The sequence below is a fragment of the Idiomarina sp. ST20R2A10 genome (genome assembly GCF_051842345.1).
GTDB classification, from domain to species: domain Bacteria; phylum Pseudomonadota; class Gammaproteobacteria; order Enterobacterales; family Alteromonadaceae; genus Idiomarina; species Idiomarina loihiensis.
Genome location: NZ_JBNIEY010000001.1, coordinates 437,590 through 458,881, shown reverse-complemented (window position 1 = coordinate 458,881; position 21,292 = coordinate 437,590). Strand labels below are relative to the sequence as shown.

The 21,292-nt window shown below is 46.8% G+C and carries 18 protein-coding genes; 8 read left to right on the top strand and 10 right to left on the bottom strand.

Annotated elements, in window-relative coordinates; all coding sequences use genetic code 11:
• The first annotated feature begins 104 nt into the window (after positions 1–104).
• Complete coding sequence (gene apbC / locus ACP7H9_RS02230) at positions 105–1,091, top strand: iron-sulfur cluster carrier protein ApbC (protein ID WP_439222143.1); 987 nt, start codon at positions 105–107, stop codon at positions 1,089–1,091.
• A gap of 45 nt (positions 1,092–1,136) precedes the next feature.
• Positions 1,137–1,724, top strand: coding sequence for a dCTP deaminase (dcd, locus tag ACP7H9_RS02225; protein ID WP_011233961.1), 588 nt, complete (start codon positions 1,137–1,139; stop codon positions 1,722–1,724).
• On the opposite strand, the gene ACP7H9_RS02220 is transcribed toward dcd, so the two are convergent.
• Positions 1,721–2,617 carry a gluconeogenesis factor YvcK family protein gene (locus tag ACP7H9_RS02220; protein ID WP_414018444.1) on the bottom strand — a complete coding sequence of 299 codons (897 nt, stop codon included), beginning with the start codon at positions 2,615–2,617 and terminating at the stop codon, positions 1,721–1,723. The genes dcd and ACP7H9_RS02220 overlap by 4 nt on opposite strands.
• 106 nt (positions 2,618–2,723) lie before the next feature.
• Here ACP7H9_RS02220 and ACP7H9_RS02215 point away from each other — a divergent pair, with 106 nt between their 5' ends.
• The 5 genes from ACP7H9_RS02215 (at position 2,724) to ACP7H9_RS02195 (ending at position 7,917) form a co-directional block, all read left to right on the top strand.
• Positions 2,724–4,130, top strand: a complete 1,407-nt coding sequence (locus tag ACP7H9_RS02215; RefSeq protein WP_414018443.1) for a protein adenylyltransferase SelO — start codon at positions 2,724–2,726, stop codon at positions 4,128–4,130.
• 89 nt (positions 4,131–4,219) lie between these two features.
• Positions 4,220–4,693 (top strand): DUF192 domain-containing protein, encoded by a 474-nt coding sequence (locus ACP7H9_RS02210; RefSeq protein WP_227016298.1) that lies wholly within the window; start codon positions 4,220–4,222, stop codon positions 4,691–4,693.
• 41 nt (positions 4,694–4,734) lie between these two features.
• Positions 4,735–6,408: a M28 family metallopeptidase gene (locus ACP7H9_RS02205; RefSeq protein ID WP_114981378.1), complete on the top strand. Its 1,674-nt coding sequence runs from the start codon at positions 4,735–4,737 to the stop codon at positions 6,406–6,408.
• Between the two features lie 75 nt (positions 6,409–6,483).
• On the top strand, positions 6,484–6,852 hold the full coding sequence (locus ACP7H9_RS02200; protein WP_114981377.1) for a hypothetical protein: 369 nt from the start codon (positions 6,484–6,486) through the stop codon (positions 6,850–6,852).
• 21 nt (positions 6,853–6,873) lie between these two features.
• Positions 6,874–7,917, top strand: a complete 1,044-nt coding sequence (locus ACP7H9_RS02195; protein ID WP_114981376.1) for a bifunctional glycosyltransferase family 2/GtrA family protein — start codon at positions 6,874–6,876, stop codon at positions 7,915–7,917.
• 64 nt (positions 7,918–7,981) lie between these two features.
• Here ACP7H9_RS02195 and ACP7H9_RS02190 read toward each other — a convergent pair whose 3' ends face one another.
• From ACP7H9_RS02190 to asnC, 9 genes are all read right to left on the bottom strand, one after another.
• Positions 7,982–11,083 carry an efflux RND transporter permease subunit gene (locus tag ACP7H9_RS02190; protein WP_110014016.1) on the bottom strand — a complete coding sequence of 1,034 codons (3,102 nt, stop codon included), beginning with the start codon at positions 11,081–11,083 and terminating at the stop codon, positions 7,982–7,984.
• Positions 11,084–11,095: 12 nt separating this feature from the next.
• A complete protein-coding gene (locus tag ACP7H9_RS02185) occupies positions 11,096–12,250 on the bottom strand; it encodes an efflux RND transporter periplasmic adaptor subunit (RefSeq protein WP_011233953.1) in 1,155 nt (384 codons plus the stop codon).
• A 69-nt stretch (positions 12,251–12,319) separates the two neighbouring features.
• Entirely contained in the window at positions 12,320–13,336 is a 1,017-nt protein-coding gene (locus ACP7H9_RS02180) for a zinc-binding alcohol dehydrogenase family protein (RefSeq protein ID WP_011233952.1), read from the bottom strand.
• A gap of 73 nt (positions 13,337–13,409) precedes the next feature.
• The gene (locus ACP7H9_RS02175; RefSeq protein WP_439222142.1) at positions 13,410–14,420 is read right to left on the bottom strand and encodes an ArsA family ATPase; all 1,011 of its coding nucleotides are present in this window, start codon (positions 14,418–14,420) and stop codon (positions 13,410–13,412) included.
• Positions 14,421–14,455: 35 nt separating this feature from the next.
• A complete protein-coding gene (locus ACP7H9_RS02170; RefSeq protein WP_011233950.1) occupies positions 14,456–14,728 on the bottom strand; it encodes a cory-CC-star protein in 273 nt (90 codons plus the stop codon).
• 20 nt (positions 14,729–14,748) lie between these two features.
• Positions 14,749–16,428 (bottom strand): carbon starvation CstA family protein, encoded by a 1,680-nt coding sequence (locus ACP7H9_RS02165; RefSeq protein ID WP_110014012.1) that lies wholly within the window; start codon positions 16,426–16,428, stop codon positions 14,749–14,751.
• A 122-nt stretch (positions 16,429–16,550) separates the two neighbouring features.
• The gene (locus tag ACP7H9_RS02160) at positions 16,551–16,724 is read right to left on the bottom strand and encodes a DUF1328 domain-containing protein (RefSeq protein ID WP_016341288.1); all 174 of its coding nucleotides are present in this window, start codon (positions 16,722–16,724) and stop codon (positions 16,551–16,553) included.
• Positions 16,725–16,861: 137 nt separating this feature from the next.
• Positions 16,862–19,480 carry a M14 family zinc carboxypeptidase gene (locus tag ACP7H9_RS02155; RefSeq protein ID WP_439222141.1) on the bottom strand — a complete coding sequence of 873 codons (2,619 nt, stop codon included), beginning with the start codon at positions 19,478–19,480 and terminating at the stop codon, positions 16,862–16,864.
• A gap of 182 nt (positions 19,481–19,662) precedes the next feature.
• Entirely contained in the window at positions 19,663–20,133 is a 471-nt protein-coding gene (gene asnC, locus ACP7H9_RS02150) for a transcriptional regulator AsnC (RefSeq protein WP_110014010.1), read from the bottom strand.
• A 150-nt stretch (positions 20,134–20,283) separates the two neighbouring features.
• Here asnC and asnA point away from each other — a divergent pair, with 150 nt between their 5' ends.
• On the top strand, positions 20,284–21,264 hold the full coding sequence (gene asnA, locus ACP7H9_RS02145) for an aspartate--ammonia ligase (protein ID WP_439222140.1): 981 nt from the start codon (positions 20,284–20,286) through the stop codon (positions 21,262–21,264).
• The last annotated feature ends 28 nt before the right edge of the window (positions 21,265–21,292 follow it).

Here is a 21,292-nt window from a genome sequence, read left to right as displayed (position 1 = left end):
CGAAAATCTGCTTCCGTTTTGTTGATTAATCGAATGTAAACCCTAAAGTTTTATGCCGCTCATGTTAGCATAGCTCTTGGCTGATACACAGATCCCCGAGGTTGATGATGAAAGATTTTACTCACCCCTTATTGCCTAATGGCATACCCGATAACTGGGTAACTGGCTCCGGTAAGCAACGGGTATTGAATTTGCCTTTTGTTGCTGGCGAGTCCTTGCTGAAAGCCATACAAGAGGATTCTGAACTGGGCGAGTTTGACTGGCAGCTTAATTGTCAGATCAAAAAATTGAAGAACTCACAGCCGGAATTACCGCTTACCACGGGTAATGTCATTGTCGTCTCCTCAGGCAAAGGCGGAGTGGGGAAATCCTCTGTCAGTGTGAATCTGGCACTAGCTTTATCACAGCTAGGCGCCAAGGTTGGCTTGCTGGATGCCGATATTTACGGGCCATCAATTCCGACCATGCTTGGCGGTGGCGGCTCAGAGATGGAGCTGACCAAGAACAATAAAATGATGCCTTTAGAGCGCCACGGATTGCAGGTACATTCGCTGGGATACCTGGTTGAGGACAACGATGCGACTATTTGGCGCGGTCCTATGGCAAGTGGCGCTCTGCAGCAGCTTTACAAAGACACGGCCTGGCCAGCGCTTGATTATCTTATTGTGGATATGCCGCCGGGTACTGGCGACATTCAGTTGACCATGGCGCAAAAATTACCGGTAACTGGCGCGGTGGTAGTAACCACACCTCAAACCGTTGCACTTAAAGACGCTGAGAAAGGCGTGGCTATGTTTGAAAAGCTGAATATTCCGCTCATAGGCATATTGGAAAACATGAGTTTTTACCAATGCCCGTCGTGTGGGCATGAAGATGCGGTTTTTGGCAAAAACGGGGGGGCGGTTATGGCAACTGAACACAACTTACCGTTATTGGGGCAGTGGCCTTTGAACAGTGAGCTGCGCGAGAGTCTGGATGGCGATACACCACTATTGTTAGCACAGCCGGAACACCCGTTAAGTCAGCTAATTTTAAATTCAGCGCAACAAGTTGCAGCAAACCTCTATTATCAGCAAGAAAATTCGTTATAGTACTGGCCTTAGGGTCTTAAATGACAACACGGAGAACGATGAACCATGCGCCTAAACGACACTGAAATAGAACAGCATTTGAAAGATGGAATTATAGGTGTCGAACCTGCACCCCAAGCCAATAATATCTCAGGCGTTACACTAGATATTCATTTAGGCAACGATTTTCGTGTGCTGCAGGATCATGCGGCACCTTTTATAGATATTAGCGGCTCGCGCGAAGCTATTGAAGCGGCAATTCAGGAAGTCATGAGTGATGAAATTGTGCTTAAAGATGACCAGGCTTTTTTTATTCACCCTGGCGAATTTGCTTTAGCAGTAACACATGAGTCTATTACCTTGCCGGCCGATATGGTGGGTTGGTTAGACGGTCGCTCGTCATTAGCGCGTTTAGGATTGATGGTACATGTAACGGCTCACCGGATTGACCCGGGTTGGTCAGGACAAATTGTTCTGGAGTTCTTTAATAGCGGTAAGTTACCTTTGGCATTACGAGCGGGTATGAAGATAGGTGCTATTAGTTTTGAGAAGCTCAGTGGCCCTTGTGCAAGGCCCTACAACAAGCGTGAAGATGCTAAATATCGGGATCAGCACAGCGCCGTGGCTTCGCGTATTTCAGCTGACGGCGGCTAAGCACTCTCCACCAGGAGTTGTTTCGCGGCTTCTTCCAGTTTAGCCAGTAAATTGCTTGTATTATGGCGGTAGTAGACATCTTCATCACTCTGCAAACCGCCAATAACCGGTAATTTTAGGTCTTTTTCTTGCTTGTTGCTTAAAACTAAGTCGATAACCTGCTTACCCAATTGCTCCTCAATAAAGCCGACTTTTTCAGCCAGGCTAAGCTTGCCAGCAGGGCCGTTTTCATCCACCAGATTATCAATAAACACCACTTTGGCCTGAGTTGTCCGTAAGGCATCGCGAATACCACTAACGAGTAACGGTGGCATAACCGAGGTCATGAAACTTCCCGGCCCCAGCAGGATTAACTGACTGCTTCGAATATGGCGTATTGCTTCGGGGGTTGCAGTAACGCTGCCGGATAAGGAGAGCTTGCGTGGCATAACCGGCAGTTTATCAATGCGTATTTCACCATGACACTGAATGCCATCGTTGGTTGTCGCAATGAGATCGGTCGGGCATTCCGACATAGGAAGTATGCGATTATCGACGTTCAGCAAACGACTTAAGAGCTGTATACCATCTAACGGGCGGGCACTGAGCTGGTCCAGCGTATAAAGCAGCAAGTTGCCGAAGTTATGACCATGCAGTGACGATGTGCAATCAAAACGATAATTCAGTACTTCGGCCGCTAGCGGTTGTTCAACAAGTTGTGACAGGCAGTTGCGGATATCCCCCCAGGCAATGCAGTGTTGTGACTCACGTAACAAACCGGTTGCGCCGCCGTTATCTGTGGTTGCTACAATACCGACTAACTTATGTTTCATAAACGACAGAGTCGACAGTACCCGACCGAGACCGTGGCCACCGCCTATTGCGGTGATACGTCGTAAAGAATGAAGTTGCATGTGGCTTCCTTTGCTGCCAATGGCCAAACGTTGCGACCTTAGCTGATTTATTATGAGTTATGCAAGCCTCGCTGACTGTGTAACAATCTATTTAGCAGGAGGATGTATGCCAATAGTTTTTGATAACCGCTTTGCCCGTAAGTTCCCGGAAATTACAACTCGCCAGCCAATAAAGCCCGATGGCGAGGTCAATTTACGTTGGTTAAACCGTTCATTATGGGCTGAATTAACCAATGGAGAAACGCCGCCGGCTGAATTGCTTCAGTGGTTGGGAGGGCTAGAGCCCTGGCCGGGAAGTGACCCGGTTGCGCAAAAATACGCAGGGCATCAGTTCGGACATTTTAATCCTTATTTGGGCGATGGTCGCGGCCTGCTGCTGGGTCAGGCCGTAGTGGGAGATAAAATAACTGATATCCATATAAAAGGTGCCGGACCGACTCCGTACAGCCGGGGTGCAGATGGCAGGGCGGTGTTGCGCTCTTCTATACGGGAGTTGCTGGCAAGCGAAGCGCTGCACGCGCTAACTATTCCGACAACGCGCGCTTTGGCCTTAATTTCGACACAAGGTAAGATACAACGGGAGCGGGTTGAACCCGGCGCAATGCTGGCCCGCACAGCGACGACGCATGTCCGTTTTGGTCATTTTGAACACTGTTTTCACCGCGGACTGGAAGATACCATGCACAACCTCTGGCAGGACACCATAGAAGTGACCTGGCCACACTTAGCAGATGCGGATATCGAGGAACAATTTTCGCAGGTGATTAAAAGTACCGCTGAGATGATTGCTGCGTGGCAGGCTTATGGTTTTATTCATGGTGTAATGAATACCGACAATATGAGTTTAGCTGGCGAAACCTTCGACTTTGGTCCCTATGCCTTTCTGGATGATTACCAGCCCGAAAAGATTTTTAATCATACTGATGCAGGCGGGCGTTACGGGCTTTTGCAACAACCGGGAGTCGGACTCTGGAATTTACAGCGACTGGCTCAGGCAGTTAGTCCTTTAATTGAGGCAGATAAACTAAGGGCGGCGCTGGACACCTACGAACCTGAACTTCGAAAAGCTTACTTAAACCGAATGACAAAGCGTCTGGGGATGTCGTCAGTACCGGCCAAAGAGAGAATGCAGTTAGTTGGCGGCTGGTTAAGTCTGCTGGAAGTGAACCAGGCCGATTATCAATTGGCGTTCCGTGACTTAATTGACTCGCTTGAAGCGAAAGAGCCGAAAGGGTTGTTGGCACGAAGCGGTGACAGCTGGTGGCAGGAATACAATAACGTGGTAAACGGAAAGAGCGATATTGACGTGATGAAGCAAGTTAACCCCTGGGTTATTGTCAGAACACACCACGCGCAGCGGGTTATCGATGCTGCAGAAGCCGGTGACGACTCGTTATTACATGACTATGTGCAGGCTTTAATGAACCCCTTTTCTGAACGTTTACGCGAAAGCCCCTGGGCGAAGCCGCCAACAGCTGAGGAGCAGGTCTCTGAACTGTCCTGCTCGAGTTGAGGTTTGAATTGCGATCTCCCACTGGATAGGACAAAATCAGAGTTACTGATTATGACAGGGTCAAGCGAATGAACTATCGAGTGCTTTTTATGTTAATCAGCGCCTTACCTTTTTGCGGTATGGCGCAACAATGGAATGTTCCTGAACCACAAGAATTTGATAAAACCGAAGTTTGTCTGGGCGAACTTGAACAACCTTTAACCGTCGAGCTGGCAGATAATCAGCAGCAACAAGCGCGGGGGTTAATGCAGCGTGAGTCACTGGGCGAGTATAAAGGTATGTGGTTCCGTTACGGCAATGAACGTCCGGGCTACAGTGGTTTCTGGATGTATCAGACATTAATTCCATTAGATATTGCTTACCTTGATCGACAGGGCCGTATTGTGAAAACTTTCACGATGCGACCTTGCGGCAGCGATGATCCGACGCAATGCCGAAGCTATTCTCCGGGGAAAAACTACTGGAGTGTGCTTGAGGTAAATGGCGGATTCTTTGCTGAGCATGATATTCGCATGGGCGATCAATTAAGAAAAGCTGAGGGCGAAAGTTGTAAGCAAAAATAGGGTAAAAAATAATAATGAAGAGTAATAAAAAAGGAGAAACCATGAAGTACGTCATATTAGGAGCACTGAGCTTAAGTGTTCTAGCTGCCTGCGGGCCGGCAAACGAGTCAAACAAAGAAACAGATAAAGCGGTTGCCGATATACAGGATTCAGCTTTTAACCCCAATTACCGGGATTATCTAAAGACGTTATCTTCTGACGAGTTTGAAGGGCGCGCACCTGCGTCAGCCGGCGGCGAGAAAGCGGTTAGCTTTATTGAAAATAATTTTCGGGAGTGGGGCTTGAAGCCGTATGACCAGGAAAATGACAGCTACCGTCAGCCCGTCCCCTTAGTCAAATTGATGCCGTATAAAGTGAGTTCTCTGAACTTTGCTGGTGATTCAGCACCCGAGTCTATGAAGTATCGTACTGAAATGATGGCGTGGACACCGCGTGTGGTTGACGAAGTTAACGTCGAAAACAGCGACGTCGTTTTTGTCGGATACGGCATTGTTGCTCCTGAATACGACTGGAATGACTACGAAGGACTGGACGTTGAAGGTAAGACCGTTGTTATGCTGGTGAATGACCCGGGTTATGCAACCGGAGATTCAGAGCTATTTAATGGTAATGCCATGACGTATTATGGGCGCTGGACATACAAATATGAAGAAGCCGCGCGTCAGGGAGCTAAAGCCGCGTTTGTAATACACGAAACAGGGCCTGCCGGTTACGGTTGGGGCGTTGTTGCTGGTGGTTCTCCAGTGCGTTTTGACTTAAAACGTGAAAACAAGAATATGGACCGCTCAGCCATTGAAGGTTGGGTGACAGAAGAAAGCGCTAACGCGTTATTCGCCAGTGTTGGGAAAAATTTAGAGCAAATGCGAGAGTTGGCTTTAAGTGGTGACTTCAAGCCTCAGCCGCTGAACATTGAAGCCTCATTGACGGTTAAAAACAAATTTGAATATTTAGATACCAATAACGTGATTGGTTACATCGAAGGCTCTAAGTATCCAGAAGAACACGTTATTTATATGGCTCACCATGACCATCTGGGAACCGATCCGGTGCGTGAAGATGATCCTATCTATAATGGTGCGCAGGATAATGCCTCGGGCACGGCTGCATTAATGGCTATGGCTGAGCAGTTTGCCAAAGAGCCACAACCAGAGCGCTCTATTGTGTTTGCTGCGGTCGGTGCAGAAGAGAGTGGCCTGCTTGGTTCTGACTGGTACGCGTCGCATCCAATGCTGCCACTGGGCAAAGCCGTTGGTGGTATCAATATGGACGTTATGAATGTTTATGGGCCGATGAAAGACATGGTTGTCGTAGGTTATGGCAATTCTTCTATGGAAGACTACTTGAAACGCTACGTAAAGGCCCAAGATCGTTATGTAGCACCTGAGCCAACTCCTGAAGTGGGTTCATTCTATCGCTCAGATCATTTTAATCTGGCGAAAAGAGGTGTTCCAATGCTTTACGCTAAAGGCGGCAATGACCATGTTGAAAAAGGCCGTGAGTGGACTGAAGAGCAGCGTGCTATATTTAACCGCGATGCTTATCATAAACCGGCTGATGAATTTGATGAAAACTGGGATTTACGTGGTGTACAGCAGGATATGTCCGTTTTTTATTCAATCGGTAATGAGTTAGCAAACTCACGTGAATGGCCTCAATGGGCACCGGGTAATGAATTTGAAGCGGCACGTAAAGCAACAGAAGATATGCGTAAATAGACGTTAAGATAACCTTGTAGGAACGGTCTGTGCCTTATGTTGTCTTAGCTTTGTAGTCATTTTTTAGGAGCAGTTATGACTCATAAACGAGATAAAGTTTATGTCCGTTTCAACCAGGGTTCACGCGCCGGAGGTTCATCCTCCGGTAACTGGCTCAGCCGTTTGCTGGGCCTTTTTTTGTTATTGGTTCTGATAGGCCTTGGGCTGGCTTTTGGCATGGTCATCGCGGCCGTACTATTTGTGCTGATGATTCCGGTTATGTGGCGTCAACGTCATACTATTAAACAGGTCTGGCGCATGCGTAAACAAGCGAAGCAGCATTATCAGGAGCAACAGCGGCAGCATCAAAAACAACAAGAACATTATGAAAATAATAAGGAAGACCGTGGCTCGGTTATTGATGGAGAGTACGAAGTCAAAGAAGATCAGGACAAAAAACCATAGAAACAAAGGTCCAGTGCTGGAATGAAAAAACCTTATATTGTTATTCCGGCGCTGGATCCCGACCAGCACTTGCTGGAGCTTATTGATAGAATTACCACTGAAGATCCAGAATGGAATCACTATCTGGGTATTATTGTTGTTGATGACGGTAGTCGCTCCTCAGACGTTTTTCAGCAACTGGCTGATCGCCATCGTGTTCATGTTCTAAGCCATGAGCAAAATAAGGGAAAAGGCGCTGCATTGCGCACGGCTTTTGACTGGATCATCAAGCAAAGTGATGAACGCTGTTCCGGTGCTGTCACAGCAGATGCGGACGGCCAACATTTGGCTAAAGACATTCTTGCTATCTGTACCTGCCTAAAAGGATACCCGGATAAGCTATGGCTGGGTAGCCGCACTTTCGATGAAAAAGACATTCCTTTTCGTTCCAGACTCGGTAATAAATTTACCCGGGTTATTTTTCGACTGGTAACGGGGCAGGACATTAAAGATACCCAAACAGGGCTGCGCGGAATTCCTTTGGGTTTTCTTGAAAAGTTAGTTCACTTTACCAGTTCAGGTTATGAGTTTGAATTAGAAATGCTGCTTTCGGCTAAGCGCTGCGGCTATCGCATAAATTCTCAGGAAATAACCACGGTTTATGAAGAGGGTAATGAAACAAGTCATTACCGACCAGTAATCGACTCGATAAAAATTTACCAAAAGTTTTTAAAGTTTGCGAGTATTGGGATTTTGTCTGCCGGCCTGGATTACTCCGTTTTTGCAACAGCTTACTTTTTCTCCGGTCAGGTGTTGGAATCTATTGTTCTGGCTCGAGTTATATCCGGGGTGTTCAACTTTTCTTTGAATCGCCAATGGGTATTCAAACAAGGGTCTCATGTTGCCTGGGATGCAACTAAATACAGTTGTCTCGCCATTGTCTTAGTGGCAGCTAATTACGGCCTTACAGAGGCGTTCCGCTACCTTGGTGTTACTCCCTTTATTGGTAAGCCATTAGCGGAAGGCTTAGTCTTCTTGTTGAGTTACGGTGGACAAAAACGCTTGGTCTTTAAAAAAGCAGCTTAACAAGTTGTCGTTTTAAAAAGAAAACCCGGAGTTTAAGCTCCGGGTTTTTTGTATCCGCTATTCGTTATTCTTCAGCTTGCTTAGGCGGGAATATTCGCCGTACAACATAGAAGAATAATGGTACGAAGAAGATTGCCAGTACAGTACCACCAATCATCCCGCCTATAACACTGGTACCGATGGCATTACGGCTTGCTGCACCTGCACCATCGCTTAGCGCCAGAGGCATAACACCAAAGATAAAGGCTAAGGACGTCATAAGGATAGGGCGCAGACGTAAGCGTACGGCTTCCAGAGTGGCATCCAGTAGTTCTTTACCCTGAGCCTGCAAGTCTTTCGCAAACTCAACGATCAGTATGGCGTTCCTTGCCGACACCCCAACGGTTGTCAGCAGACCTACCTGGAAGTAAACATCGTTAGAAATACCGCGAAGCATAACAGCAACGACAGCACCCAGAATACCCAGAGGGACAACCAGCATGACTGAGAATGGTATTGACCAGCTTTCGTACAGGGCTGCCAGGAACAGGAATACAACAATCAGCGATACGCTATAAAGGATCGGCGCAAAATCACCGGATTGACGCTCTTGTAAAGAAATACCTGTCCATTCGAAACCAATACCCGGAGGAAGCTTAGCAATCATCTTTTCCATTTCAATCATGGCTTCGCCGGTACTGACTCCCGGAGCTGCCTGCCCCTGGATTTCCATTGCAGAAACACCGTTATAGCTTTCAACTCGCTGGGCACCATAAGTCCATTCCCAACTCGAGAATGAGCTAAATGGCACCATATCACCCTGGTTATTCTTGACATACCATTCGTTGATATCTTCAGGCAACATACGCGATTCCGCTTCGCCCTGCAGATAGACCTTTTTAACCCGGCCCCGATCGATAAAGTCGTTAACGTAGGATGAGCCCCAGGCTGTGCTTAAGGTTTCATTGATATTGGTAATAGTCAGTCCCAGCGCCTGAGCTTTTTCAAAGTCGATATCAATACGCAACTGTGGCGCATCTTCAAGACCATTTGGACGTACCTGTACCAGCTTGTCGTTCTGTCCTGCCATACCCAGCAATTGGTTACGGGCTTCGAGTAAACCTGCATGACCCAGGTTACCGCGATCCTGCAGGAACAGGTTGAAACCACTGGAAACACCAAGTTCTGGAATAGGTGGCAGGTTAAAGGCAAATATCATCGCCTCTTTAATACCAGCGAAGAACCCAAAAGCTCTGCCTATAACGGCATTAACACTCTGGCTTTCGTCACGTTCGCTCCAGTCTTTCAAACGCACGAAGGCGATACCATTAGCCTGACTTCGTCCTGAGAAACTGAAACCAACAACAGAAAATACTGACTGAACCGCATCTTCCTGGTTAAGGTAATAGTTTTCTATTTTGTCCATGGTATTAACCGACTGCTCAATAGTCGAACCGACCGGTAACTGCATCTGAGTCAAGAATACGCCGCGATCTTCGTCGGGCAAGAAGGCCGCTGGCAATTTCATGAATAAGAACACCAGAATACCAATAATACCCAGGTAAAGTACGCCAAACCGTACGGTACGACGTAAAATTGAGTGAATGGTATTGGTGTACTTATCGGTCCATTTTTCTAAGGTACGGTTGAACCAACCAAGCGGGCCCCAGCCACTGCTTTTGTCGTGCTTAACCGGTTTCAGCAGGGTGGCACACAATGCTGGTGAGAACACGATTGCGACGAGAACAGACAGACCCATCGAGGTAATGATGGTCAGTGAGAACTGTCGGTAAACGGCACCAGTCGAGCCTGGGAAAAAGGCCATAGGTGCGAATACCGCGGCCATAACAACACCGATAGCAACAAGTGCACCGGTAATTTGTCCCATCGACTTAATCGTTGCCTGCTTGGGTGACAAGCCCTCTTCAGACATTAAGCGCTCAACGTTCTCTACAACCACGATGGCATCATCAACCAACAGGCCGATGGACAACACCATACCGAACATGGTCAGGGTGTTAATTGAGAAACCAGCTAATGCCATGACCCCCATGGTTCCCAGAATAACCACCGGTATTGCTAAGGTGGGTATTAAGGTAGCGCGTAGGTTCTGCAGGAAAACGAACATCAGCAGGAAGACCAGAATAATGGCTTCTATTAAAACCTGCGCAACTTCTGAAATTGAGATTTTGATAAAGGGAGTCGTATCGTACGCTGTAACCAACTCCATTCCATCAGGGAAAAACTCTTCCAGTTCAGCCATTCGCGCTTTTACCGCATCGGCTGTTTCCAGGGCGTTAGCGCCGGTCTGCAAGTTAATTGCCAGACCTGTTGCCGGCTTACCGTTATAATTGGCCTGAATGGAATAGTTTTCTGCGCCTTTTTCGACCTCAGCAACGTCTTTAAGAAGGACTTGCGAACCATCGGACAACACTTTTAAGGTGATGTTTTCAAACTCAGAGACATCAGACATACGAGTTTGCGCAATAATGGTTGCGTTTAGACGTTGTCCCTCTACGGCTGGGGTACCACCGAGTTCACCGGCAGCAACCTGAGCATTTTGTGCCTGAATAGCACTTTTAAGGTCAGCCATTGTCATGCCGTAGTTAACCAGCGCTGACGGGTCTACCCAAATTCTCATTGAGTAGGGCGAGCCAAAGAGCTGAACGTTACCAACGCCGGTTGTACGGGCTATAGGATCCTGAATATTTGACGCAATATAGTCACTTAAGTCGGTTTGAGAGTAACGGTCGTCTGAGGCCACGAGTGCGGCTACCATTAAGAATGAGCTACTTGCTTTACTAACGGTAATGCCCTGAGCCTGAACTGCCTGAGGCAACTGGGGGGTTGCCTGAGAAAGCTTATTCTGAACTTGCACCTGAGCAATATCAGGATCCGTTCCTGAAGCAAAAGTCAGACTAACGGTACCGTTGCCAAAGTTGCTCTGAGAAGAGAAGTAGAGCAGGTTATCTATACCTGTCATATTCTGCTCAATCACTTTGGTTACGGTATTTGAAACGGTTTCGGCGTTAGCGCCAGGGTAACTCACCTGAATTTCGACTGCAGGCGGAGCGATAGTCGGATACTGAGCTATAGGTAGCTGCAGCATCGCGATAGCACCGGCCATCATGGTCAGCAGCGCGATAACCCAGGCAAATATCGGGCGATTTATAAAAAACTTGGCCATTACTGACTTCCCTTACTGCTGCTGTTCAGAGTTAGATGAATCGATAGTCACCGATGCGCCCGGACGAATTTTTTGCAGACCTGAAGTGATAACGGTATCGCCTTCTTTAAGGCCTTCAGATACTAACCAACTGCTGCCTACAGCGCGTTCTGTCGTTATCATCCGTTGTTCAACTTTTTTGTCATCATTTACCAGCATGACATAAGGTCGTCCTCTGGGGTCTCGAGTTACGGCTGTTTGTGGTACTTTAATGGCTGAGTTAATAGTGCCTTCACTCACTTCAGCACGCACAAACATGCCGGGATACAGCGTTTTATCCGGGTTAGGGAATTCAGCACGTAATAGAATTGCTCCTGTATCCTCATCGACACTGACTTCAGAAAAAAGCAGCTCACCTTTTTGATCGTAATCCAGACCATTTAATTTTAGACGAACGGGTGCGTTACCTTTCTCGTTCGCCTGAATACGGCCAGATTTTATATCAGCCTGTAATTCCATAAATTGTTTACTGGACTGGTTGATATCAACATAAATTGGATCCAGTTGATTAATCGTAACCAAAGGCTCAGTCTGCGACGCCGTTAATAATGCACCTTCAGTGAAATTAGAGCGGCCAATGACACCGTTAATAGGGGCGTTGACTTTTGTATATTCAAGATTAATACGGGCATTTTTTAACTGGGCTTCAGCGACTGAAACAGCCGCTTTGTTTTGATAAAAAGTGGCTTCTGCACTATCAAATTCGTCTTGACTGACAGCGTTCTCTTCAAGTAATTCCTGAAAGCGTTTATAACGAAGTTCCGAGCTGCGCAGCACAGCTTTGGCGCTTTCAACTTCAGCTTTGGCGCTGGCTAATTCTGCTTCGTAAACGGCAGGATCAATTTGATAGAGTTGTTGTCCTTTCTCTACAAAAGTTCCTTCTTCAAAAGTCCGTTTCAGCAATACACCACTAACTTGTGGACGCACCTGAGCAACTCGGTAGGCAGCTGTACGTCCAGGTAAATCGGTACTAAGGCTGATTGACTCAGGCGTTACGGTAATCACATCAACCTGAGCTGCTTGCTGCTGGCCTTGTTGCTGCTGTTGTTGGTCGCTGCATGCGGTTAGTGCTCCCGTTAACAGAAGACTCGCGGCAAAAATGGGGGCAAACCTAAAACGCGTGTTCATTAAATTACCTCTGACCTATTAATTTATATCAATCCGGAATTATACATACATTCATGTATGTTTGTAAAACTATTCAGCGACAGTTAGCGCTATTTTTCCGATGGTTTTCTGACTTTCTAATGCCTGATGCGCCTTCCGAAGATTATTCGCATTCATTTCGCCAAAGCTTTTACCCAGAGTCGAACGAATTTGGCCTTTTTCGACCATTTTCGCAATATGGTTCAGTAATTCCTGCTGCTTTATCATGTCTGCTGTAGTAAACATAGAACGGGTAAACATAAACTCCCAGTGCAAGCTGATACTTTTTTGTTTCATCAGGGTAATGTCGATACTTTCTGACGGATCATCTATAAGGCAAAAGCGACCCTGAGGAGCCATTAATTTCATGCATTGTGCGAAATACTGTTCGCTATGAGTCAAACAGGCCACATCGGTTACCGGAGAGGCGCCAACAGACTCTATCTGCTCAGCTAAGTCGTCGTAATGATTGATAACGTGGTCAGCCCCCAGAGCTTTTACCCATTGTTGAGACTCTGCGCGGGAGGCCGTAGCGATAACGGTGACATCGGTTAGCTGCGCGGCAAGCTGAATTAAGACCGAACCAACGCCACCGGCTCCGCCAATGATTAATAACGTTCTTTTGTTGTGCGGTGAGGGTTTATCAACCTGTAAGCGATCAAACAGAATTTCCCAGGCAGTAATGCTGGTCAGTGGAAGGGCGGCTGCCTGAGTGTCATCGAGGTTCTCCGGTGCTTTGCCTACAATGCGATAATCGACGGTTTGCAATTGCGCGTTACAACCTGGTCGGGTCAAGTCCCCCGCGTACCAAACACGGTCTCCGGTTTTAAAACCTGTTACTTTATCTCCGGCAGAGACAACTTCCCCGACTGCATCCCAGCCAATAATTTTGTGGCCAGATTCAGGCGCCATGCGCATTCTGATTTTGGTATCAACCGGGTTAACGGCTACGGCTTTAACTTTAACCAGTAAATCGTTGGCTCCGGGAACCGGATCATCGACAGTAATATCCAGCAGTGAACTTGGATCTTCGGCCGGAAGTGATTCTTTGTATCCTACAGCGCGCATAGTCTTCTCCTTAATTAACAACAATCACACTGTATACGTATTATTAGAGAAAGCGATGACAAAAAAATGGCAGTTAGGCAGAAAATCCTGCTTGCTCCAGATTATTTGCAAAGGCTTCTAATGCATCAAGACCTTGGACATCTTCTTCTAATAGATAAAGAGAGTAATTTCGCCATGCTTTAAAACGTTTGTGAATGTCTTCTATGTAAGTTTTTTCCTGAAGCCTGCGTTTGGCCAAAAAGCTGCCGTCGGCCTGTTCAGGCAATATTCTATTAATGACAACACCACCAACGGGTAACTTCTCCGCGGTTAACGACTGCAGTGCCCGATCAGTTTCCTGAATAGGGAGACGTTCTGGTGTTAACACAAACAGAATGGATGTGTAACTGCTATCCTGCAATAAGCGTCGGGTTCGTTGAAAAAGCCTCTGTCGTGTTAATAGTTGTTCTGTAATTGCTTTAGTGCGGTCACTCATACCGTCGCTGGCATTGTCTTGAGGGTCAGCCATTGGGTTATTAATATCTTTACCGGCTTTGGGTGATAAATGTTCAAGGACTGAATCAAAGTCTTCAGAGCGCTTTTGCGAGCGCAGCATTCCCTGAGTCCAGGCTGCCATAGCCTCGGGTAATGTCAGTAAACGCAAAGTATGGCCGGTCGGGGCTGTGTCAAAAATCAACAAATCGTAGTCTTTCTCTGCTTCATCAATGACGTTGCAAATGCGCTCTAGCAAAGCAGCCTCCTGGGCTCCCGGAGACTGCTGGGTTAAACGCATCTGGCGTTCAATTTCGGGAAAGAGATCGGGGTTTGTAAAACGCTTCATTTGAGAACTGACGCGTTCAATATGAGCCTTAACTTCGTGGTCAGGATCAATTTCTAATGCGGTTAAATTTTCGCGCATAACAGTTTTTTTATCGCCGATTTTCTTGTCGAATACGTCGGCCAGGCTATGCGCCGGGTCGGTTGAAACCAGCAATACCTTTTTACCTTGGCGTGCAGCAAGAACCGCCAGAGCAGAAGACACGGTTGTTTTACCAACTCCGCCTTTACCACCAACTAATAAAACTTTTTTATCGCTTAACAACATGAGAAATGAACCCTGTTTTTGGTCGGGTTATAAAATTAGCAACAACGGAAGTGATCAAGAGGTGAGTGTTCCATCCCCATGCGTTGATGCCATTCGTGGAAACGTTCCAGCATTAATGGCTGTAACTCTAAAGTATAATAGGCGGCCGGGTTCGGCACGCCCATCATTTCAGAAAAAACCAGTAGCATGAATAAATCGTCTTCGTCGCGCTTTGCCCGGGCAATAGCAGAGCGATAGGGCGCATTATAAAACTCATTGGCCAAATCACTTGCCCGGCTGAACCAACGGCGCACTGACTGTATATTCATGCTACTTACTCCCGTTACTCTTATTGCTGCTTCTGGGCTTTTTGTTCCTTACGGATTTTAGTTAAGCCTGCGCTAGCTTCAAGAGCAATCCAGATAGCGGCAACCAGCACCACTAAATCCAGACCCATTAAGAACCAGTCACCGCTGTTATAGAAATCTTTAAGCTGAACAATAAGAGCGAAGACTGTCATTATCAACAGGAAAATTAACGGTATTAAGGTGTAATACATTGGTCGGCCTAAGCGCACCAACATGACCGTAATAACCAACAAGGTCAACCCTGCTAATAACTGGTTTGTGGTACCGAACAGAGGCCAGATAACTAAGCCGCCGGAACCGTCTGCGCCGCCAGCACCGAAGGCTAACAATAAGCAGCTTCCTACAGCTAGCATCGTTGCCGGAAAGGCTTTTTGCATCCAGTTAATGTTATACAGGTTTCCCCATTCCTGGAAAATATAGCGTTGCAGACGTAATCCAGTATCCATTGTGGTACCGGCAAAAAGCACAGCCATTACCGTCAGCAGGGTTTCTGATACGCCAATGTCCAGGCCAAGCCCCTGACTAATAATGTTGGCGCCACCTTCAACAAAGGCTGATACGCCGCCTTGTCCGAAAGAAGAGTAGACCGCTTCCCAGTCGGCTAATGTTGCAAAACCGGCTGTGGCAGCGATGATAGTCGCCAGCGACAATGAGCCTTCACCAACCGCACCAAAGTATCCGACAAAACGGGCGTCGGTTTCTTTATCAAGTTGCTTAGAGGTTGTGCCAGATGCAACCAGACCGTGGAAGCCCGAAATTGCCCCACAGGCTATGGTCACGAACAACAGCGGCAACATTGATGGGGTGCCTTCCGGAGTGTTGCTATTGAAGGCCGGTGCTGAAATTTCCGGAGCCAGTAATAAGGTGGCGCCGTAAAGCAAAATAAGACCGATGAAAAGCTGCAGACCGTTGATGTAATCACGTGGCTGAAGCAACATCCAAACAGGTAGTAACGAAGCGATGGCTGCGTAGCCAAACAGGATAAGAACCCATTGCGCGTTGTCGCTAATACCCATTACCGTTTCCGGCAACTCTATTGGGAATGATGGACCTGCCCAGATAAGTGCGTACAGCGCTAGTACACCGATAATGGATATTGCACCTAAGCCCATCCATTTACGGAAAATAATTTGTCCGATAATAAGTGCGACAAAAATAGCACCCCAAACTGGCACTACTGAGCTGGAGAATTTAATCAGCAGACCCGAAATAGCGGTGGCGAACACTGCGTTAACCATTAGTAACACAAGGAAGATAACGATCATAAACAGCGTTTGAGAGCGCTTGCCTACAACATCGCCGGTCAGGTTACCGATAGATTTGGCTTTATTACGGTTACTTGCCCAGATAGCGCCAGCATCGTGTACGCCAGCAAAAAATATGGTACCGAAAATAACCCATAAGAAAGCAGGTACCCAACCCCAGATAACCGCGATGGCAGGACCAATAATAGGTGCCGCACCGGCTACAGAAGTAAAGTGGTGGCCCCACAGAACGTATTTATTGGTAGGGACGAAGTCGACGCCGTCTTCTAATTCGTGAGCGGGTGTTCTGAAGTCTGGATCAAGCTTAAAAATTTTCTCAGCAATGAATTTAGAGTAAAAAACGTAACCGAGAAACATTGCGCCTAAACCCAGAACCATCATTACGATTGCGTTCATGGCAAGAGCCTCATTGTTGTAGTGTTAGACAGATAACGAAAAATGCCAACAGTTATTGTATCGTAGATTCAATAACTGTTGGCATACGACCAATGTCTAATATCTAACAAAGGCTAAAACATTTAAAGCCTTTTATTACCCTGAAGCAGGCGGACAACTAAAGAAATCGCAAAGAGGATAATAAAGATATAGAAGATAATTTTGGCTATTCCGGCTGCTGTTCCGGCAATTCCACCAAAGCCTAAAATAGCAGCAACTACAGCCACGGCTAGAAAGATAAGAACCCAACGTAACATATTCACCTCACTGATTAATTTAGAAGATTCAATTAGTAAGGTAGACCATGATTTGAAAAATAACCAATATATCCAAGTGTAAAAAAACCGCTAAGACGGGAAGTCCTAACGGTTTTTATTTCTCAAAAGCTAATTAATTAATGGGCTTCTGCGGCGGCATCAGCTGCCGCTTTATCGTCCAGTTTTTTCGCATAAACCTGAATACGGGGAGCTAAATAAATAGCATTACTGAGTAATTTAGCGGTTCCCCAAAAATAGGCGCGGAAATTAATGTTGTCGGCAAAACCAATTACCTGACCGTTGCCTAAACGATGGGCGGCAATATTGGTTTTACCTTTTAGTATTTCGCGATTGCGCTCATCAGTGTAACCACTCATTAAAGGCTGCTCCGAATAGCGAGCGACTGAAACGAAAGGCGACTCGGGTTCTTCCATGGCGGCAGCCGAATTCTTGAATACTGGCATTTGGTCACGCGGGAAGCCAAAGAATAATGGGTGAGAAGTATCGACATCCATTGAGAATATCGCTCCGGCAATTCGCTGTTCAGCGTAGAAGTCGTCGCGCTCTTCGTAACTTAGCTGCTTTTTAGTAAAAGCGCTCTGGAAGACGGCATCATCAATAAAGCGAGTTTGCAGAAGACCATTTTCTGCTAACCATTCAGCACCACCACGCTGACCAATTATTGTTCCACCCTGGCTTACCCAGTTTTGGATTTTTTTACGCAGTTGTTTATCTAAATTGCTGTAATGTCCGTCCACCATAATAATATGGCTATAACGGGTTAAGTCAGCGCTGGGCAGACGTTCAGTATCAACCATCGACAATGGAATACCTACGTGGCGGTCAAGGTAGTACCAGGTTTCCCCAGCTTCGTAAAGGTTAACCCCTTCGCCGGTCAGCATCATTACGCTGGGCTTTTCTACCGGTTGAATATTGCGGCTACCCAGGTCAACACCTTCAGGTGTTAATCCGGTCTCGATAGAGGTTACCTGAATACCTTTTTCTTTTGCTGCGGTAGCCAGACGACGTTGTACATCGCGCCATTCCCGTTCCTGATAGGCTTTAGGTACAACAATAGAACCGGCTGCAAACTCCTGACGGCCTTTTTCACCTTCTACAGTGAAGGGTTTTGTTGTCTGACGAACGTGAATGTTCTGCTCCAGCAACTCTTGTAATAAACCCGGAGCGAAGTAATCGTTCCAGTTAAATGCGTAAGCGTAGGCATCAGTGAGAGCCGACGTCTTGCGTTTTGGCGCATCCCAGGCATTATCCGCAATTTGAATACGACCACGATGAGTCTCAAATGGCACGTTAAAGGCTAATGGCAGAGTCCAGCCTGAAACATCGTAGAAGGTATTGTTCGGGAAGTTCTTGCGCGTACTGAATATTCCCTGAATCAAACCGTACTGAGCCTGAGCCAGAGGGATGTAATAACTGCTTCCGGCTTTAAACTGAGTACCGTTCTGCTCTATATCTTTTTCTACACGGTAAGCTTTAATACCGTGCTGTTTAAATATTTCCAGTAAGCCTTCTACACGCGACGGGTCGCTTGAATCACCAATTATATAACCTTCAAACTTGGCTTTTTTGGCTGCTTCCATACCTTCATCGTAAGCGCGCTCCTGAAACTCAATAAAACGACTTTTGCTTTTGTGTGTGCCGTAAATGGTACTGAGTGAGGCGACAAACTGGTTACGAATAGTGAACGGAAAGCTGACTTCACCATTAACCGAGTCCTGCAGGTGCCCGCGGCTGGAAGCTTGTTCGAACAGTATGCCGACAGCTCCCTGAATATCCGGATACGTTGAGCCTTTGCCATAATAAAAGTCATCAAATGACTCTTCGGTGTAATACAGGCTGCCAATATCATCCAGCGAGTCGGCGTGTTCTGCCGCAAGAATTTCGGTTAAGCGCACGTTTTCATCTGGCGTTAATGGGTTTTTACGAGACGGAATACCCGGCTGGAAGAAATACGTGCTGTTGGTTCCCATTTCGTGGTAATCGGTCAGTACGTTTGGCTTCCATTTCTGAAAGTTAGCGATACGCGCGCGCGATTCAGGGTGTTGCAGTAACAGCCAGTCGCGGTTCATATCGAACCAATAGTGGTTAACCCGACCTCGGGTGAACGGCTGCACGTGTTCGCGATGCTGAGGATCCGCAACTAAATTTTGTCCGCGGTGCTGGTTTGCCCATTGTGCGAAGCGAGCAAGACCGTCCGGGTTAAACGCCGGATCAAGCAGAATAACTGAATCATTCAAAAGCTCATCTACGGCTTCGCCTTCAGCGGCTGCAAGGTAATAAGCAAAAAGTATTGCTGCATTACTACCGCTCGATTCGTCTCCGTGAATACTGTAGCCCATATACATGACCACCGGCGTATTGTCCGGGTCGGCATCACGGTTTGGATCAGCTGCGGCCAAATGACGCTCACGAACGTCATCAATATTGCGGTGGTTGTCTTCTGAGGTGACGGTAAGAAGTAACAAAGGACGCTGCTCATGTGTGCGACCGGTCACTTCCAGCGTAATACGATCCGACTCTTCGGCAAGAACTTCCATATACTTTACAATTTGCTCGGGGCGGGCATGCCATTCACCAACCTGATAACCCAGCACATCTTTGGGTTTGGTAATTTCCGGGTTGTAACTGACATCCTGTGGCAGATAGTAAGAAAGGTCTGTTGTTGCTGCCATAGAAGGCAGGGCAACGATGACCAATGCGGCCGCGGTGACACGGCTTAACATTCGCTTCAGCATAGATAAATCCCCTTGGTGTTATTATGACAATACCATAACAAAAGCGTAACGCATTGACTGTTGTTTTCGGCGGGTCGCAGATTTTTAGCGATGCTTATCGCTTTTTCATTTGGTAGTCGTACATGGGGTCGTAGTAGTCAACCAGTAAGCCTTCTATCCACTGTTTATGCAGTTCTGCGCTGTCATGGCTGTATGTCCCGGTTAATTGGCTGCTGTAATGAAATGAGCGTTTCCGTCGATTGTATTTCATCAATAGCCTGAATTCGATTGATTAGCGTGTGTTGTAGCTCGTTTATTGACGGTGTCATAATTTTAATAAAGACGTTGTACTGACCGGTAGTGTAGTAAGCCTCAATAACTTCTTCGAGCTTTTCCAGTTTTTCAATTGCGGCCGGGTAGTCACCCGCGCTTTTCAGCGTAATGCCAATGAAACAACAGACATCGTAGCCTAAGCGTTTGGCGTTAACCTGTAAACGCGTACCCTCAATAATCCCGGCACGCTTCATTTTTTCAACCCGTACGTGAATAGTGGCCGGACTCACCTTATAGCGTTTGGCCAGCTCAGCGTAAGGAATACGTGCGTCTTCCATCAGAGTTCTTAGTATGGAACGGTCCAGATCATCGATTTGATAATTTTCAGGTGATTTTTTCATGTTTTATTAAAGCTTCGTTAATTAAGTTAGGTATAAATTAACGGAAAATAATAAGTAAAGCTATTTTTGTTAAACGTTATTGAATAAATAGTTCTAAAAGGTATTAATTGAATTGTGTTTCTATTCTTTTATTAACGATTCGGAGTATTTATGAAGTCACAATACATGTTACAGCAACAGAAAATTCAATTCGTAAAATCCGGCTTTACTCAGCAGTTACAGCTTCAGCTTGGGCTTATTGAAGTGCAGTCGCCACTACTAAGTGAGTTGGGCAGTGGTGTTCAGGACGATTTGTCGGGCTGGGAAAAGGCGGTTGCAGTTAAAGTAAAAGCCGTGCCCGACAAAGATTATGAAGTAGTTCATTCATTGGCTAAGTGGAAACGCTTTACCCTTGGCCGTTACGGCTTTGGTGCAGGTGAGGGCATAGTTACCCAGATGAAAGCCTTGCGGCCTGACGAAGAAGCTTTGAGTTCCGTACATTCTGTTTACGTTGACCAGTGGGACTGGGAAAAAGTCATTACTGAAGAGCAGCGTTCGCTGGCGTTTCTGATCCAGACCGTCGAGCGTATTTACGCTGCTTTGCGTCAAACGGAGCAGCAATATATTGAACAACACGGTGGAACCGGAACCTTACCGGAGAAAATACAGGTTGTGCATGCAGAGGATTTAATTACTGCCTATCCAGACCTTACTGCAAAACAACGTGAGCGCAAAGTGGTTAAACAACATGGCGCAGTATTTTTGGTCGGTATTGGCGGGGAGCTGAGTCATGGTCATGCACATGACGTAAGAGCGCCGGACTACGATGACTGGAGTTCGGTTAACGAGCAGGGCAGTACGGGGTTAAACGGCGATATTCTTGTCTGGCATCCGGCATTAGATGACGCGCTGGAGCTTTCGTCTATGGGGATACGTGTTGACCAGCAGGCATTAAAACGTCAGTTGGCTATTAGCGAACAGGAAGAAAAGCTCCAGCTACCCTGGCATCAGTCCTTGTTAGCGGGTGAATTGCCTTTAACTATTGGAGGGGGAATAGGTCAGTCACGGGTGGTTATGCAAATTTTACAAAGTGACCACATTGCTAAAGTTCAGTGCGGTGTCTGGCCGGAACCCATTGCTGAAGCCCTATAGTTGCAATTAACAGACTGATCTTGAAGTT

Bases quoted from the DNA above. Each gene is read 5' to 3' on its own strand.
- ACP7H9_RS02175 (WP_439222142.1), bottom strand. From the start codon at position 14,420: ATGTTGTTAAGCGATAAAAAAGTTTTATTAGTTGGTGGTAAAGGCGGA.
- ACP7H9_RS02220 (WP_414018444.1), bottom strand. From the start codon at position 2,617: ATGCAACTTCATTCTTTACGACGTATCACCGCAATAGGCGGTGGCCAC.
- ACP7H9_RS02190 (WP_110014016.1), bottom strand. From the start codon at position 11,083: ATGGCCAAGTTTTTTATAAATCGCCCGATATTTGCCTGGGTTATCGCG.
- dcd (WP_011233961.1), top strand. From the start codon at position 1,137: ATGCGCCTAAACGACACTGAAATAGAACAGCATTTGAAAGATGGAATT.
- ACP7H9_RS02195 (WP_114981376.1), top strand. From the start codon at position 6,874: ATGAAAAAACCTTATATTGTTATTCCGGCGCTGGATCCCGACCAGCAC.
- asnC (WP_110014010.1), bottom strand. From the start codon at position 20,133: ATGAAAAAATCACCTGAAAATTATCAAATCGATGATCTGGACCGTTCC.
- ACP7H9_RS02155 (WP_439222141.1), bottom strand. From the start codon at position 19,480: ATGCTGAAGCGAATGTTAAGCCGTGTCACCGCGGCCGCATTGGTCATC.
- ACP7H9_RS02165 (WP_110014012.1), bottom strand. From the start codon at position 16,428: ATGAACGCAATCGTAATGATGGTTCTGGGTTTAGGCGCAATGTTTCTC.
- asnA (WP_439222140.1), top strand. From the start codon at position 20,284: ATGAAGTCACAATACATGTTACAGCAACAGAAAATTCAATTCGTAAAA.
- ACP7H9_RS02160 (WP_016341288.1), bottom strand. From the start codon at position 16,724: ATGTTACGTTGGGTTCTTATCTTTCTAGCCGTGGCTGTAGTTGCTGCT.
- ACP7H9_RS02205 (WP_114981378.1), top strand. From the start codon at position 4,735: ATGAAGTACGTCATATTAGGAGCACTGAGCTTAAGTGTTCTAGCTGCC.
- ACP7H9_RS02200 (WP_114981377.1), top strand. From the start codon at position 6,484: ATGACTCATAAACGAGATAAAGTTTATGTCCGTTTCAACCAGGGTTCA.
- ACP7H9_RS02180 (WP_011233952.1), bottom strand. From the start codon at position 13,336: ATGCGCGCTGTAGGATACAAAGAATCACTTCCGGCCGAAGATCCAAGT.
- ACP7H9_RS02170 (WP_011233950.1), bottom strand. From the start codon at position 14,728: ATGAATATACAGTCAGTGCGCCGTTGGTTCAGCCGGGCAAGTGATTTG.
- ACP7H9_RS02215 (WP_414018443.1), top strand. From the start codon at position 2,724: ATGCCAATAGTTTTTGATAACCGCTTTGCCCGTAAGTTCCCGGAAATT.
- apbC (WP_439222143.1), top strand. From the start codon at position 105: ATGATGAAAGATTTTACTCACCCCTTATTGCCTAATGGCATACCCGAT.
- ACP7H9_RS02210 (WP_227016298.1), top strand. From the start codon at position 4,220: ATGTTAATCAGCGCCTTACCTTTTTGCGGTATGGCGCAACAATGGAAT.
- ACP7H9_RS02185 (WP_011233953.1), bottom strand. From the start codon at position 12,250: ATGAACACGCGTTTTAGGTTTGCCCCCATTTTTGCCGCGAGTCTTCTG.